The organism is Streptomyces sp. NBC_00316 (assembly GCF_036158715.1).
Classification (GTDB): Bacteria; Actinomycetota; Actinomycetes; order Streptomycetales; family Streptomycetaceae; genus Streptomyces.
Map to the genome: position 1 here is coordinate 1,365,960 of NZ_CP108023.1, position 14,977 is coordinate 1,380,936.

Sequence of the window (14,977 nt, forward strand, 5' to 3'; positions counted from 1 at the left end):
GCCGGGAGCGAGTCGGGGGCGGGGCCGCTTGCGGTCCCGCCCCCGGCCTGTCCAGAACCCGTGCATTGGTTAGGGTGACGCCGTGGCAAGAGTGCGGTTGAACGTGGCGGAGCGACGCGAGGAACTGCTGCGCGCTGCCGTGGAACAGATCGAGGTCCGGGGCGTTGCAGCGGTGCGGATCGCCGATGTGGCTGCCGTGCTGGGCGTGAGCAACGCACTCGTGCTCTACCACTTCTCGACGAAGGAGAAGCTGGTCGCCGCCGCCTTTGCGCATGCGGCCGAGGCCGACCTGGCCCACCTGCACAAGCTGCTCAGCCGTCGCACCAGTGCGGTACGGAGGCTGCGCGCCGCCGTCCGCTGGTACGCGCCGACCGGGCAGGCCAAGGGCTGGCGGCTGTGGATCGAGGGCTGGGCGGCCTCGCTGCGTGACCCGGCGCTGCGCAATGTGGCCGGCGATCTCGATCAGCAGTGGAAGGCCGAGCTGGCCGAGGTCCTCGAAGAGGGCGCCGCCGCAGGGGAGTTCCACTGCGACGATCCGATGTCCGTGGCCTGGCGGCTGACGGCCCTGCTGGACGGTCTGGCCGTCCAGATGACGTCGTATGCCGCCCCGCTCTCCCGGGCCACCATGCTGGCGTGGACCGACGAGGCGCTCGCCCGTGAACTCGGCATCGACCACGCGACACTGACGGCCTGACACGCCAGGCCCTGTCCGTCCGCGCGCTCCCGGCGTCGCCCGTCTTCTCGGGTCTGCTCTCCGTCCTTCCCGCCGGCGCTCAGGTCTGGCGCAGTGGTGCGTAGTCCGCGCCGTCGAGACCGAAGGTCCACGCCACGCCGTCCTTCGCGGTCCTGGTCGTCGGGGGCACCCGCAGCCAGTACGTGCGGTGCGTCCCGTCGGGCTCCGGGGTGGAGTTGACCACCTCGACCATCACCACGTTCTCGTCGCCCTCCAGCGCGATCCGCCAGAGGATCCCCGTCTCGTCCCGGTGCACCGGCTCGGCACCCGACTCGGTGAGGTAGCGGTCGTAGCCGTAGAACTCCAGCATCACGCGGCGCAGCTCCGCGTTCTCCTCGTTGCGTATCCGCTCGGGGGTCAGGGCCGCCAGTTCGGCGAGGAACTCGGCGGGGACCGGCATGCCGCGCCAGGCGTGGAGTGCGAACCCGTCGCGGTACGAGAGGGCCGGACCGTCCCCGCGGTCCAGCCGGCCCGCCTCGTCGCGGTGGAGTGCCTCCGGGCGTTCGCTGATCACCACCGTGCGCTCGTACGGCCACCACCAGCCCGCGTTCCTGGCCACCTCCGCGAGGCCCTCGAGCCGGTCCCCGCGGCCGTCGAACGCGGCGAGCCACGCGGCGTCGTGCTGGCCGAGCACCGCGTCGAGCAGCACCAGCCGTACGTCCGACTCGTCCTCGGGCCGCTGGGCGAGGGCCGCGACGACACCTGCCCGTATCCGGTCGGCGAGCGCCGCCGTGGTCTCCCAGAGCTGTGCGCCCGTGGCCGCCCAGAGGGCGGACCAACCGGCCGGTCCCAGCTCGTCGTACATCCGGCGCCGCTCCTCCGCCCACGGGCGGGTCCGTACCTCGTCGCGCACCGAGCGTCCCGCGCCGACGAGCTTCTCGACGGCCTCGACGGCCGCCTTCGGCGAGTCGGCCCAGACGAATTCCTCCGGCTCCGCAAGTCCCGCACTGCGGTAGGCGAGGCGCACGCCGTCCTCGGCCGCGGCCCGGTCCGCCGCGCCGGTCGCCGCTGCCACGGCCCGCCATGAGTCCACGTACTGCATCGGTTGTCCCCGTCCCCTGTTCGCTGTCGGTCTCTGCTGTTCGCTGCTCGTCCGGTGTCCGCGGCCCGTGCCGTCAGTCGGCGACGATGCGGACCGCACCCGGCGTGTACTCCCGCTGGCGCACCACGCGGTACCAGCCCTTGGACAGCGGGATCGCCGCATGCTCCTCGTGCACCACCCGTCCGCCGTCGGGGAGATGGAGCAGCATCGGGCCGAAGGCGCCCGCCTCGCGCATCAGCCGACCGGGCCCCTGGACCGCATGCGCATGACCGGTGACCTCGCCCAGCGCGAGCACCATCCGTCCCCGCGCGTCACGTGGTTCTCCCGGCGCGTCCACGAAGAGCGCGGGCACCGCGGACTCGTCCAACGACACGATCAGTACATCGCCCTGCCGGTACACAGACGTCTCCCCTCCACGGTGGCACCCCCTGTGCCGACCGTGCAGAAAACGCTACGGGCAGGGTCTGACAATCGGTCACCACCGATCCCGCCCGCGGTGTTGTCAGTGCCGCTTGATAGACCTTGCGGTCATCAGCCGTCTTCCAGACTCAGGAGCTCAGGGCCATGTCCGGTGTGGATCATCTGCACGAGTTGCTCGGCCTTCCGGCCGTCGACTTCCTGCACACGACGAACGAGGCCCCGGCGCAGGCCGCCGACGCCGTGGCCTGGCGCATCGCGGTCGACCCGTACGACGACGAGTCCGAGATGACCTGGGAAGAGGCGTTCCAGGCATTCCTCGGGGCCGTCGACCCGGCCGGCGTGCGGGCTCTGATCATCGGCCAGTGGGGCGAGTCGGGCGAGGAGACGTCGACCTACCCGATCGGTCTGGTGCTCGCCGCGGCCGACCGGCTGACCTCGCTGGAGGCGATCTTCGTCGGTGACATGACGCGCGAGCAGGACGAGATCTCCTGGATCGAGCAGTCCGATGTCACCGCGCTGCTCACTGCGTTCCCCGCCCTGCTGGAGCTGGGCGCGCGCGGCGGCATGTGTCTGGCCTTCTCCCCGTCGCGGCACGAGCGGCTGCGTTCGCTGACCATCGAGACGGGCGGACTTCCGGTCGAGGTGATCCGCGGCATTCTGGACAGCGACCTGCCCTCGCTGGAGCGGCTCGATCTCTGGCTGGGGGTCTCCGAGTACGGCGGCGACGCCGATGTCGCGGACCTGGCCCCGCTGCTGTCCGGCTCGCGCTTCCCCCGGCTGCACCACCTCGGCCTGCGCAACAGCGAGTTGCAGAACGAGATCGCGGTCGCCGTCGCGGGCGCCCCGGTCGTCGCCCAGCTGCGCACCCTCGACCTGTCCAACGGCACGCTGGGCGACGAGGGCGCGGCCGCATTGCTCGAGGGCCAACCGCTGACCCACCTCGAACAGCTCGATCTGCACCACCACTTCCTCACCGAGCCGATGGAGCGCCGGATCAAGGAGGCGCTGGAGCCGCACGGTGTGAAGGTCGATCTCTCCGAGCGCGAGGAGCCGTGGGGCGGCCGTGGAATCGAAGGCCGCTACACCACGGTTGCGGAGTGAGGCGCGATGACCGACATCGAACATCCCGAATCCTTCCACGGCCTGCCGGTCCTCACGCTGCCCGGACCCGCCCGGCCGGGCGCTGATCCGCTCCCGGCAGCCGACACGGTCGCCTGGCGGCTGGAATCCGCCTGGGAGGGCGATCTGACGTTCGCCGCGCTGTGGGAGCACTTCCTCGGCACGGTGGACACGACCGGGGTACGTGCCCTGCTGATCGGCCCCTGGTGGCAGGAGGACTACAGCCCCTTCGCGCCGGTCGTGGAGCTGCTGTGTGCTCATGCGGACCGCTTCCCGGCCCTGAGGGCGCTCTTCCTCGCGGATGTCGTCAGTGAGGAGTGCGAGCTCTCGTGGCTGGAGATGTCGGACATCACCCCGGTGGTCGAGGCGTTCGGGCAGCTGGAGGAGCTGACGGTCCGCGGGTCCGGTGAGCCGATCGCAGGCGCGGAGACCCTCGCTCTGCGGCCGGTGCGGCACAAGGCACTCCGAGCCCTGCGGTTCGAGTCGGGCGGGCTTCCGGCCGGCGTCGTACGGGCGATCGGTGGATCGGAGCTGCCGGCGCTGGAACATCTCGAACTCTGGCTGGGCGTCCCCGAGTACGGCGGCGATGCGACGGTCGACGACCTCGCCCCGCTGCTGTCCGGTGGCGCGTTCCCGAAGCTGCGCCATCTGGGGCTGCAGAACAGTGAGATCCAGGACGAGATCGCGACAGCGGTGGCCGCCGCCCCGGTCGTCGCCCAGCTGGAGTCGCTCTCCCTCGCGATGGGGACGCTGAGCGACATCGGCGCCGAGGCGCTGCTCGCCGGCCAGCCGCTCACCCATCTGACGTTGCTGGATCTGCACCATCACTACGTCAGTGACCCGTTGATCGACCGGCTCCGGCGGGCGGTCGGACCCGACGGCGTGAACGGCGAACCGGACGAGGTGGGGTATTGGGATCCGGATGAGGACGGCGAGCGCTATGTCGCCGTCTCCGAGTAGCGCGAGCGGTTCCGCGCCGCGTTTCGCCGTCGTCGGCAATCCCGGGAACCGCCGGGTCACGCTGTTCCAGGACGCGGTGCGCGCCGCCGGGCTGCCCGCCGCCCGGGTCGTGCCCTGGTTGGACGTGCTGCGCGGCCGGGCGGCTTTCCGGCCGGGCGAGACCGTACGGATGGACTCGCCCGGTGAGGACGCCGAGGTGGAGGGAGTCCTGCGGGCCGTCGACGATCCGACGAGGGTCGAGGGCAGCGCCCTCTGGTACGCCCGGTTCACCGGGGCCGTGCAGGAGGTCGCACGCGCGGCATCGGCGGCCGGCGCCGAGTTGCTGGACGACCCGGACGATGTCGCGGTTCTGTTCGACAAGCGGCTCTGTCATGCCGTGCTGGACGGCGCCGGAGTTCCCGTACCTGCGTCCGCGACCTCCGGGGCCGAGGCGCCCCCGGTGCGCGGCTGGGCGGATGTCCGTGCGCTGATGGCGGCGCACCGGATGCCACGGGCCTTCGTGAAGCTCGCGCACGGCTCGTCGGCCTCGGGGGTGCTGGCCGTGGAGACGGCCGGACCGGGCCGGGTGCGGGCGACGACGTCGGTGGAGCGCGACGCGGCGGGGCGGCTCTTCAACTCGCTGCGGGTGCGGCACTGCACGACGGAGGGCGAGGTGGCCGCGGTCATCGACGCGCTGGCGCCGGACGGGCTGCACATCGAGCGTTGGCTGCCCAAGGCATCGCAGCGCGGGCGGTCGGCGGATCTGCGGGTCGTGGTGGTGGCAGGCCGCGCGACCCATGCCGTCGTACGGACCAGCCGCTCCCCCATGACCAATCTGCACCTCGGCGGCGAACGCGGAAGTCTCGACGAGGCGCGCGCGGCCGTCGAGGCGGCGGGCGGCAGCTGGTCCGATGCCCTCGCGGTGTGCGAGCGGGCCGCCGCCTGCTTCCCGGACACGCTGTGCGTGGCCGTCGATCTGCTGCCCGCGACGGGCTGGCGGCGGTTCGCCGTCGGCGAGGTCAATGCCTTCGGTGATCTGCTGCCGCGCCTGACCGGCCTGCCGGGCAGCGGAGCCGAGGGCCTGGACACCTATGCGGCGCAGGTCGCCGCCGTACTGAACAGAGCAAGGAACCACCGTGCAACCGCCACTGTCTGACACCAGCCCGTCCCCCGCCGGCGCCGGAAACCCGGACGCCCGTGACAACGCCCCCGGCGACTCCCGGGACGACGCGCGTGACCGGGACCCGGACATGAGCGAGATCGTGGGCAGCCACGATCTGCTGCTGATCACGCTCGACACCCTGCGGTACGACGTGGCCGCGGAGCTTGCCGCCGCCGGCCGCATCCCGCATCTGGCCCGTCATCTCCCGGGCGGCGCCTGGGAGAAGCGGCATGCCCCGGGCAGCTTCACCTACGCCTCCCACCAGGCGATCTTCGCGGGCTTCCTGCCGACACCCGCCGCCCCGGGCCCGCACCCCCGGCTGTTCGCGGCCCGTTTCGCGGGCAGCGAGACCACGGCTTCGCGCACCTTCGTCTTCGACACGCCCGATCTGATGTCCGCTCTGGCCGGGGTCGGCTACCGCACGGTGTGCATCGGCGGCGTCGGCTTCTTCAACCGGCAGGGCCCGCTCGGTTCGGTGCTGCCCGGCATGTTCCAGGAGAGCCACTGGGAGCCGGAGTTCGGTGTCGCGTCGCCCACCTCCTTCGAGGCCCAGGTGACCCGGGCCGAGGAGGTCGTCGCCGGGCTCCCCGCCGACCAGCGGTTGTTCCTCTTCGTCAACGTGTCGGCGCTCCACCAGCCCAACTGGTTCCACCTCCCAGGTGCCACCCGGGACGCGGGTGACTCCCGTGCGACGCATGCCGCCGCCCTGGAGTACGTCGACGCGCACATCGGCCGGCTCTTCGCCGCAGCGAGCAGCCGCCGCCGTTGCTTCGCCGTCGTCTGCTCCGACCACGGCACGGCGTACGGGGACGACGGCTACACCGGTCACCGGCTCGGTCACGAGGCCGTCTGGACCGTTCCGTACGCACACTTCTTCCTGGATCCGGGGGCCACCGCATGCTGACGACCGTGCAGACCACACGTCCGTACCAGAGCTATGTGTACGCCTATCCACACAAGACGGCGTACGGAAAACTCGCCGAACACCCTGCCGGGCGACCTGCGCTGCGTGAGCTGTGGGCGCAGGAGCGCAAGGACGCGCTGTCGCTCTATCTCCACATACCGTTCTGCGAGGTCCGTTGCGGCTTCTGCAATCTCTTCACCCGGATCGGCGCTCCCGATGAGCTGACGACCCGCTACCTCGACGCGCTGGACCGGCAGGCCACGGCCGTCCGTGAGGCTCTGGGGGACGGCGAGCCGGTGCGGTTCGCGGCGGCGGCGTTCGGCGGCGGCACTCCCACCTTCCTGAGCGCCGCCGAACTGGAGCGGCTCTGCGACATCGCGGAGCGGCGGATGGGTGCCGACCTGCGGTCCGTTCCGCTGTCGGTCGAGACGTCGCCGTCGACGGCGACCGCCGACCGGCTGGCCGTCCTCGCCGACCGCGGGACGACCCGGATCAGCATCGGCGTGCAGAGCTTCGTCGACGCCGAGGCCCGCGCGGCGGTCCGCCCGCAGCGCCGCGCCGATGTGGAGGCCGCGCTCGGCCGGATCCGGGATGCGGGCATCCCGGTCCTCAACATCGACCTGATCTACGGCATCGACGGACAGACGGAGGACAGCTGGCGGACCTCGCTGGACGCCGCGCTCGGCTGGCATCCCGAGGAGCTCTATCTCTATCCGCTCTACGTGCGCCCGCTGACCGGTCTGGGCCGGCTCGGCGCCGACGCAGGCGCCGAGGCAGCGGCGCACGCGGCATGGGACCAGCAGCGGCTGCGGCTGTACCGCGCGGGCCGGGACCATCTCCTCGCCCACGGCTACGAGCAGGTTTCCATGCGGATGTTCCGTCGCACCGGCGCCCCGCAGGAGGGCCCCACCGACCATGCGTGCCAGACGGACGGCATGATCGGCCTGGGGTGCGGCGCGCGTTCGTACACCTCGCGGCTGCACTACTCGTTCGACTACGCGGTGGAGATGCGGGAGGTGCGGGCGATCATCGACAGCTACACCGCCGCCGAGGACTTCTCGCGCGCCGAAGTGGGCCGGTATGTCGACGGCGACGAGGCGCGCAGACGCCATCTGCTGCAGTCGCTGCTGCAGGCCCGGGGTCTGCAGGCGGCCGACTACCACGAGCGGTTCGGCACCTGGCCCGGTGACGACTTCCGCAGCGAGCTGAACCGGTTCGAGGCACGCGGCTGGCTGGACGGCGCCGCCGGGCTGCTGCGGCTCTCCCCCGAGGGCCTCGCGCACTCCGACGCGCTGGGTCCCGAGCTGTTCTCCCCCGCCGTACGGGCCGCGATGGCCGCGTACGAACTGAAGTGAGCGCGCCCATGGACCTGACGATCCTGTACCGCGGTCCGCTGGCGTCGTGCGACTACGACTGCCCGTACTGCCCGTTCGCCAAGCGGCGCGACAGCCCGGAGCAGCTGCGCGCGGACCGTGCCGCGCTGGAGCGGTTCACCGCGTGGGTGGCGGCGCAGACCGGCGACCGGATCTCGGTGCTGTTCACGCCGTGGGGCGAAGGGCTGGTCCGCTCCTGGTACCGCAGGGCACTGGTCGAGCTGGCGCAGCTGCCGCACATCGGGCGGGTCGCGATCCAGACCAATCTCAGCGGTCGGACACGGTGGCTGGCCGAGGCGGACGGAACCGCGCGCGACAGGATCGCGCTGTGGTGCACGTACCACCCGGGGCAGACACCGTACGACCGGTTCCTCGCCAAGTGCCGTGAGCTGACCGCTCTGGGGGTTCGCCACAGCGTCGGCGTCGTCGGCCTCGACGGCCATTTCGACGAGGCGCGGCGGTTGCGCGCCGATCTGCCCGACGAGGTCTATCTCTGGGTCAATGCCGCGGAGGGCCACACGTACACGGACGAGGAGGCGGACCGCTGGACGGCGCTCGACCCGCTCTTCCCGTACAGCCGGCATCCGCACCGCTCGGCCGGCCTGCCCTGCCGGACCGGCGAGTCGGTCGTCTCGGTGGACGGGGACGGGACGGTGCGTCGCTGCCACTTCGTCCCGGCCGAGCTCGGCAATCTCTACGACGGCAGCTACCGGCGGGCGTTGGGCCCGCAGGCCTGTCCGCTCGCGGTGTGCGACTGCCACATCGGATATGTGCATCTGGAGACGCTGCCGCTGTACGACGTCTTCGCCGGTGGCGTCCTGGAGCGCGTTCCGGCCGGCCCGTTGCACGCACCGGGGCACGGGGAACGCCCGTTGCTGCCGCTGTCCTCGATCGCGGGACGGGACTGAGGAGAACCGGACGGGCCCGAGGGAGAACGGGCCCGTCCGGTGATCGCGTACGACGCGGCGACTACAGCGGCAGCAGGTCGGGGCGCTTCGCCTCGACGTGGTCGCCGGATGACTCGCCGCGAAGCCGCCGTCCGATCCACGGCACCAGATACTCGCGCGCCCAGTGGATGTCGTCGCGGCGCACTTCGAGCGTGCCGCGCTGGGCCTGCGGCGGCCACTCCTGGTCGGGGTCGGCCGGCACATCGAGGCCGAGGACCTGGGCGGCGCGCAGCGCGACCCGGGTGTGTCCCTCGGGCGACAGATGGAGCCGGTCGTCGTCCCAGGCGCGCCTGTCCTGTACGGAACGGAGCGACCACAGGTCGAGGACCGGGCAGTCGTAGCGGTCGGCGATGGAGCGCACATGGGCGGTGTACGTGGCGATCTTGCCGCGCAGATGACGCAGCACGGGAACGCCGCGGGTGTCGAAGCCGGTGGTGACCATGACAGTGCCGACGGACCGGGTCAGTTCGGCGACCGCGCGCTCGAAGCGCTCGGCCACGTCGTCGGGGTCGGTGCCGGGCCGGATGATGTCATTGCCGCCCGCGCAGAAGCTCACCAGATCGGGGGCGAGTTCCTTGGCGCGCGGTACCTGCTCCTCGACGATCTGGTCGAGGAGGCGTCCGCGTACGGCGAGATTGGCGTACCGGAAATTCCCGTGAGCCGGACCGGTGGATCCATCGGTTCCGCCGGTGTCCGTCGCCGCATCGGGGTCGGGGAGCTGGTCCGCGAGAAGTACCGCGAAGCGGTCCGCCCAGCCGACGAAGGTTCCGTCCGGACCCAGGTCACCGACTCCCTCGGTGAAGCTGTCGCCAATCGCTGCGTACGACCCGATCGCGCCATACCGGTTACTGACGCCACGTTGATTTTTTCTCGAATCGTCTGCCACAAGGGCACATCCTGCACCGCCGAATGTGACCTACGCGACCGTAATAAGGGGTTGACGGGAGGTGACATAGACCACCCGGTCAGATTTTGGTAAAGGGGGAATAAGTGAAGGGGCGGTGCACCGCCGCGCACCGCCCCTTCACCCAGCCGTTCGGATCAGGCCCGATCGGATCAGACGTAGATGCCGTGCGAGGCCAGGTAGGCGACCGGGTCGATGTCCGAGCCGTACGCGGGGCCGGTGCGGACCTCGAAGTGCAGGTGCGGGCCGGTGACGTTGCCGGTGGCACCCGACAGGCCGACCTGCTGGCCGACGGTCACGGTCTGGCCCGCCGAGACGGAGAGCGAGGACAGGTGGCCGTACTGCGAGTAGCGGCCGTCGGCGTGCTTGATGACGACCTGGTTGCCGTACGCGCCGCCCCAGCCGGCGGTGACGACGGTGCCGGAGGTGATCGCCTTCACGCTGGTGCCGGTGGCGACCGGGAAGTCGATGCCGGTGTGGCTGCCGCTGGACCAGTTGGCGCCGGACGCACGGTAGTTGGTGGTGTGCTTGCCGGGCACCGGGTGGACGTAGCCGGAGCTGTTGCTCTCGCCGGCGGCGGCCGCGGGCTTGGGGGCGGCCGCAGGCTTGACGGCCGGCGCGGGGGCGGTCGACGGGGCCGCGGCGGACGCCGTGCCGCCGAGGGTCAGCTTCATGCCGGGGACGATCAGGCTCGGGTTCTCACCGATGACCGTGCGGTTGTCCTGGAACAGCTTCTGCCAGCCGCCCTCGACCTTCTGGTCGGCGGCGATCTTCGCCAGGTAGTCGCCGGAGACGACGGAGTACGTCCGGGTCTCGGCCTGCTTCTTCACGACCGGGGCGGCCGGGGCGGCGTTCACCGTGGCGGCGGACTTCGCGGCGGCGGGCACGGCCTGCTCCGCGGCGTGGGCACCGGTGGCGCCGAGCAGCGGAAGGGCGATGACGGCCCCGCCGGCGCCGGCGGCGGCGACGCCACGAGCGATGGTGCTGGACTTCGGACGGCGGTGCTTACCCGATATGGGCATGAAGTATTTCCTCTCCGGCGCCTGCGAGGTGAGCTGTCGGGTTAGGGCTGGAGATGCCCGGTCGCAGGTCGTGCGACTTCACCCCGAGCCGGCCGGATTTCCCGATCGGCGGCTTACCTGGTTCCCCCGCTCCTGCCACGCGATGAGTGGGTGTGAATTCCGGACGGCGGCAGGATTTGGCGGTCCATCCGGATTGACGGTGACCGTAAACGAGCGAGGACGGGCATAACAAGCCTCCGGTTCCGCAACGGAATCGACGCCGGGAAATCGGCGCGGAATTCCGGTCACACTCCGTGGATCAGGGATCTTGGAATTCCGCGCGGCAGACGGATTACCCACCCGCCGCGCCGCCACACACCGTCACGGATATGATCCCGCTCACGAGTCGCCGATCATCTCCCGTTTAAATGGGGCATGTTCCGCTAAATGCACCAATACGGACATGTCATGAACATTCTCCGCGGCGGAGTCTCAGCACCCGCGCGTCCAGGTCCCCCCGCAGCCCCGTGCGGAGCCCCTGATGAAGGAGCACGGAGCCGTGGTGGACCACCCCGGTGTCCACGCAGGTGTACGTCGCCGCGGCGTCGAGTCCGCGCAGCCGCAGGGCCGGTGGGCGCTCCCCGTACCTCTGCGCCTCCAGCCACATGAGCACCACCGTCTCGTCACCGTGCGTGTACTGCACCGCACTGAGACCGCCGCGCGGCGCACGCAGCCGGTACAGCGCCCCGTGCTGCACCACCGGGCGGATCTCCTTGTAGAGGTCCACCCAGCTCCGGGCCTCGGCCAGCTCCTCGTCGCTCCACTCGGTGAGATCCCCGCCGACTCCGAGCACCCCGACCATCGCGCTCACGAAACGGAAGCGCAGCGAGCTGACCCGGTTGTTGAGCTGGACGTTCGGGCTGTCGGTGACCCAGGCGGCCATCACCCGCGCCGGATGGATCTGCCCGAAGCCCTCCTGGATGGCGAGCCGGTCGAGCGGGTCGGTGTTGTCGGAGGTCCACACCTGGTCGGTACGGGCGAGGATCCCCAGGTCGATCCGGCCGCCGCCGCCCGAACAGGACTCGAAGGCGACACCGGGGTGGGCGGCCCGCAATCGGTCGATCAACGCGTACAACGCATCCACATGTGCGGTCCAGAGCCTTTGCGGATACTCCTCGCCCGGCCAGCCCGCATCGGAGAAACAGCGGTTGAAGTCCCATTTCACATAGTCGACCGGGGCACTGGAGAGCAGCGTGTCGAGCTGTTCCCACAGATAGGCCTGCACATCGCTCCGGGCGAGATTGAGCACCAGCTGATGACGGAACTCCGTCCGGGTCCGCCCGGGGAAGTGCTGCACCCAATCGGGGTGCGCGCGATACAGATCACTGTCGGCGTTGACCATTTCCGGTTCGACCCAGATACCGAACTGCATGCCGAGCGCGTGCACTTCGTCGGCGAGGGGCTTCAGCCCACCGGGGAACCGTTCGGGGTTCGGGGTCCAGTCCCCGAGTCCGGCCCGGTCGCTGGTGCGCCGCCCGAACCACGCGTCGTCCACCACGAACAGTTCGACGCCCATGGCCGCTGCACGGACTGCGAGGGCGCGCTGCTGGTCCTCCGCGATGTCGAAGCCGGTCGCCTCCCAGGAGTTGTAGAGCACCGGCCGCAGGCTCGCGGCATCCGGGACGACGTGGGCCAGCTGCCAGGCGTGCCAGGCCCGGCTCGCCCCGCCGAATCCTTCGGGGCTCCACAGGCCGGCGAACACGGGCGTGGTGTACGTCTCCCCCGGTGCGAGCCGCAGCAGCCCGGACTCGTCGTATCCGGCCCCGCCGGTGATCTGCACGAGCCCGTCGGGCAGCTGCTGCACGGCGATCCGCCACGACCCGGACCAGGCGAGCGCACAGCCGTACACCTCGCCGTGCTCCTCGGTGGCGGCTGCGTCCGCGTCGAGCGCCACCCAGGGCAGGGCCTGGTGCCCGGTGTGGCCGCGCCTGCTGGAGAGGACCTTCTCGCCGTAGGTCAGCTCCGATCGCACGAGCTGCGTCTCCGCCGCCCAGCGCCCGTGCAGATGGCTGAGGCGCCAGCCGTCGCGCGCGGGCAGGGTCCAGGCGGCCGCGTCGGCGCGCAGCAGCTCCAGCGGCGGCCCGTCGGGGCCGGCATGGGTGACGGTGGCCCAGCGCTCGATCACATCGGAGTCGTCCCGCATCCGGTAGTGGAGCGTGAGATCGAGCCGCTGCACGGAGTCCGAGAACGCGATACGGAGCTCTTCGCCGTCCACCACGGCCCCGGCGAAGGCCCATTCGGTACCGCGGACCGCGGGGGTGCGTACGGAGAGGGCGGGCCGGACGAACCGGGGGCCGCCCTCCACCGGATACTCCTCACGGCCGTCCAGCGGCGACTCGAAGCCCCGCGCGGGCGGCTCCGGCGCGGCGGCGAGGGTCTCGGCGGCCGCGAGCGAGATGCGAGGCCCCCAGTGCAGATGCAGCAGTTCGTCCCGGTCGGTCAGATGCAGTGCGTAGCTGCCCGCCGCCCCGGTCAGCAGCCAGGTCCGGCCCGTGCCACCCGTCTCGATCATCCCGCCCCCACATTCACACAGTTCCGCACATCATCGAGCGCCTGCAGGTGGCCGGGCAACGCCTGCGCAGTGGGAATTCAGCGGCGTCCCGGCGGAGAACAGCCAAGATGATTGGCTGAGGAATCGATGTCGTATCGTCGCGGGAGTGACCTCGCCGGCGAGCCGCGCCGACGTCAGACACTCCAGGAGCCACCGTGACGCAGCAGGTGCCGCAGGTCCCGTCGACGGAACCCGAACTGGCAGGCGTGCGCAACTTCCGCGACGTGGGCGGACTGCCGACCGTGGACGGCCGCCGGGTGCGGTACGGACGGCTCTTCCGCAGCGGCCACCTCGCGCACGCCACCGACGAGGACGCGGCTTTCCTCGCCGGCCTCGGGCTGCACACGATCTTCGACTTCCGCAATGCGGCGGACCACCGGCTCGACGGCCTGGACGTGGAGCTGCCGGGCGTGCGGAACGTGAGCATCCCGCTCTCGGACCCGGCCGACGGCGCCGAGTTCTGGCGGATGGTCCGCGACGGCGACATCGCGCAGCTGCGCACGATCCTCGGCGACGGCAAGGGCGCGGCCCGGATGACCGCCTCGTACAGGTCGATCGTCAGGGACCGCACCGCCGAGCACAGCCGGGTGCTGCACGCCCTGGCCGAGGACAGTGTCCCCGCGCTGATGCACTGCGCGGCGGGCAAGGACCGGGCAGGTATCTCCATCGCGGTGTCGCTGCTCGCGGTCGGTGTCGAGCGCGAGGCCATCGAGGCGGACTACCTCAAGTCCAACGACCCGCACCGCCGGTACAAGGTGCGCCGCACCGACACCTCGGCGACCGGGATGTCACCCGAGGTGATGGAGCTGCTCAGCCCTCTCTTCGACGCCCGCGCCGAATATCTGGCCCAGGCGTTCACCACCATCGAGGAGACCTGGGGCAGCACCGACCGCTATCTCGCCGAGGGGCTGAAGCTCACTCCGCAGATGCTGGAGCAGCTGCGCGGCCGCCTCCTCGACGAGGCGTAGCCGGACCACCGTCCGGCGGCGGTGGCCGGCGGTCAGCCCTTGCCGGCCACCGCGAAGAGCAGGTAGAGGAAGGCCGCGAAGACATGTCCGGCGACGAGATAGGCGATCAGCCGGATCACCAGGCCGCGCGGGAACTTCCCGTCCTGCGGGCCGTGGTCCTTCCCGGACGGGGTGAGCGGGTCGAAGTTCTCCGAATCGGACATGACAGTCCTCTCTGACGGCTGGACGGCCGGACGGGCCGGTCTCAGCGGCGGTGGATCGCGCTGCCGAGACACAGCTCGACAGTGGGGCTCTGCAGCAGGGTGTGGACGAAGAGGAGCTCGGATCCCTCGCGGTCGACGGCGGTGATCCGGTGCGGGGTGAGCGAGTCGAAGTGGGCGCTGTCCCCGGGGTCGAGATCGTGCACGGTGTCGCCGAGGCTCACCCGCAGTCGTCCGGCAAGGACGTACAGCCACTCCTCGCCGGGATGGACGCGCACGAGTTCGCCCTGGGTGCCGTACGGAACCCGGACGCGCAGCGCCTGCATCGCCCGGCCGGAGCCGCCCGCCTGCTGGTACATCCAGCCGTCGGCAGCGGCACCTTCGAACCTGGCGCCGCGGACGATCGCGTCACGTTCCGGGGACATCTCGCCGAGCAGCTCGGAGACCGTCGTACCGTAGATCCTGGCAAGTGCGAGGAGCATCGGCAGCGACGGCTGCCGGCGGCCCGTTTCGAGCCGGGAGAGATGGGCGGGGGAAAGCCCCGCGCGCTGGGCGGCCGCCTCGAGGGTGAGACCACGGCGGCGGCGCAGATCGCGCAGACGTGGCGCGACCTCGGGCAGCTCGTCGGCCACCCCTCCATCGGGAGGATTCATA

At 71.1% G+C, this 14,977-nt stretch carries 15 protein-coding genes and 1 riboswitch; of the genes, 8 read left to right on the forward strand and 7 right to left on the reverse strand.

Going from position 1 to position 14,977, the window contains the following annotated elements; translation table 11 throughout:
• Positions 1-82: 82 nt before the first annotated feature.
• Positions 83-694, forward strand: coding sequence for a TetR/AcrR family transcriptional regulator (locus OG878_RS06155; RefSeq protein ID WP_328885821.1), 612 nt, complete (start codon positions 83-85; stop codon positions 692-694).
• Between the two features lie 79 nt (positions 695-773).
• Here the strand turns inward: OG878_RS06155 and OG878_RS06160 are convergent, their stop codons facing one another.
• Complete coding sequence (locus tag OG878_RS06160) at positions 774-1,775, reverse strand: DUF6745 domain-containing protein (RefSeq protein WP_328885822.1); 1,002 nt, start codon at positions 1,773-1,775, stop codon at positions 774-776.
• A 73-nt stretch (positions 1,776-1,848) separates the two neighbouring features.
• On the reverse strand, positions 1,849-2,175 hold the full coding sequence (locus OG878_RS06165; protein ID WP_328885823.1) for a hypothetical protein: 327 nt from the start codon (positions 2,173-2,175) through the stop codon (positions 1,849-1,851).
• A 164-nt stretch (positions 2,176-2,339) separates the two neighbouring features.
• Between OG878_RS06165 and OG878_RS06170 the strand changes: the two genes are divergently transcribed.
• The 6 genes from OG878_RS06170 to OG878_RS06195 all read left to right on the forward strand — a co-directional run bounded on the left by OG878_RS06170 (position 2,340) and on the right by OG878_RS06195 (position 8,600).
• Positions 2,340-3,296, forward strand: a complete 957-nt coding sequence (locus OG878_RS06170; protein ID WP_328885824.1) for an STM4015 family protein — start codon at positions 2,340-2,342, stop codon at positions 3,294-3,296.
• 6 nt (positions 3,297-3,302) lie between these two features.
• Complete coding sequence (locus OG878_RS06175; protein ID WP_328885825.1) at positions 3,303-4,274, forward strand: STM4015 family protein; 972 nt, start codon at positions 3,303-3,305, stop codon at positions 4,272-4,274.
• Positions 4,255-5,409, forward strand: coding sequence for an STM4014 family protein (locus OG878_RS06180; protein WP_328885826.1), 1,155 nt, complete (start codon positions 4,255-4,257; stop codon positions 5,407-5,409). The genes OG878_RS06175 and OG878_RS06180 overlap by 20 nt, the downstream gene beginning before the upstream one ends.
• Positions 5,410-5,503: 94 nt before the next feature.
• Entirely contained in the window at positions 5,504-6,319 is an 816-nt protein-coding gene (locus OG878_RS06185; RefSeq protein ID WP_328891146.1) for an STM4013/SEN3800 family hydrolase, read from the forward strand.
• Positions 6,313-7,674, forward strand: a complete 1,362-nt coding sequence (locus OG878_RS06190; RefSeq protein WP_328885827.1) for an STM4012 family radical SAM protein — start codon at positions 6,313-6,315, stop codon at positions 7,672-7,674. Before OG878_RS06185 ends, OG878_RS06190 begins: the two co-directional genes overlap by 7 nt.
• An 8-nt stretch (positions 7,675-7,682) precedes the next feature.
• Positions 7,683-8,600, forward strand: a complete 918-nt coding sequence (locus OG878_RS06195; RefSeq protein WP_328885828.1) for an STM4011 family radical SAM protein — start codon at positions 7,683-7,685, stop codon at positions 8,598-8,600.
• Between the two features lie 61 nt (positions 8,601-8,661).
• On the opposite strand, the gene OG878_RS06200 is transcribed toward OG878_RS06195, so the two are convergent.
• The 3 genes from OG878_RS06200 to OG878_RS06210 all read right to left on the reverse strand — a co-directional run bounded on the left by OG878_RS06200 (position 8,662) and on the right by OG878_RS06210 (position 13,116).
• A complete protein-coding gene (locus OG878_RS06200; RefSeq protein WP_328885829.1) occupies positions 8,662-9,525 on the reverse strand; it encodes an SGNH/GDSL hydrolase family protein in 864 nt (287 codons plus the stop codon).
• A gap of 170 nt (positions 9,526-9,695) precedes the next feature.
• Positions 9,696-10,565, reverse strand: a complete 870-nt coding sequence (locus OG878_RS06205; protein WP_328885830.1) for a M23 family metallopeptidase — start codon at positions 10,563-10,565, stop codon at positions 9,696-9,698.
• Between the two features lie 3 nt (positions 10,566-10,568).
• Positions 10,569-10,728: riboswitch (cyclic di-AMP (ydaO/yuaA leader) on the reverse strand.
• 282 nt (positions 10,729-11,010) lie between these two features.
• Entirely contained in the window at positions 11,011-13,116 is a 2,106-nt protein-coding gene (locus tag OG878_RS06210) for an alpha-galactosidase (protein WP_328885831.1), read from the reverse strand.
• 194 nt (positions 13,117-13,310) lie between these two features.
• Between OG878_RS06210 and OG878_RS06215 the strand changes: the two genes are divergently transcribed.
• A complete protein-coding gene (locus OG878_RS06215) occupies positions 13,311-14,123 on the forward strand; it encodes a tyrosine-protein phosphatase (RefSeq protein ID WP_328885832.1) in 813 nt (270 codons plus the stop codon).
• Positions 14,124-14,155: 32 nt separating this feature from the next.
• On the opposite strand, the gene OG878_RS06220 is transcribed toward OG878_RS06215, so the two are convergent.
• Positions 14,156-14,326, reverse strand: a complete 171-nt coding sequence (locus OG878_RS06220; protein ID WP_328885833.1) for a DUF6126 family protein — start codon at positions 14,324-14,326, stop codon at positions 14,156-14,158.
• A 41-nt stretch (positions 14,327-14,367) separates the two neighbouring features.
• Positions 14,368-14,976, reverse strand: coding sequence for an XRE family transcriptional regulator (locus OG878_RS06225; protein ID WP_328885834.1), 609 nt, complete (start codon positions 14,974-14,976; stop codon positions 14,368-14,370).
• Position 14,977: the final 1 nt, after the last annotated feature.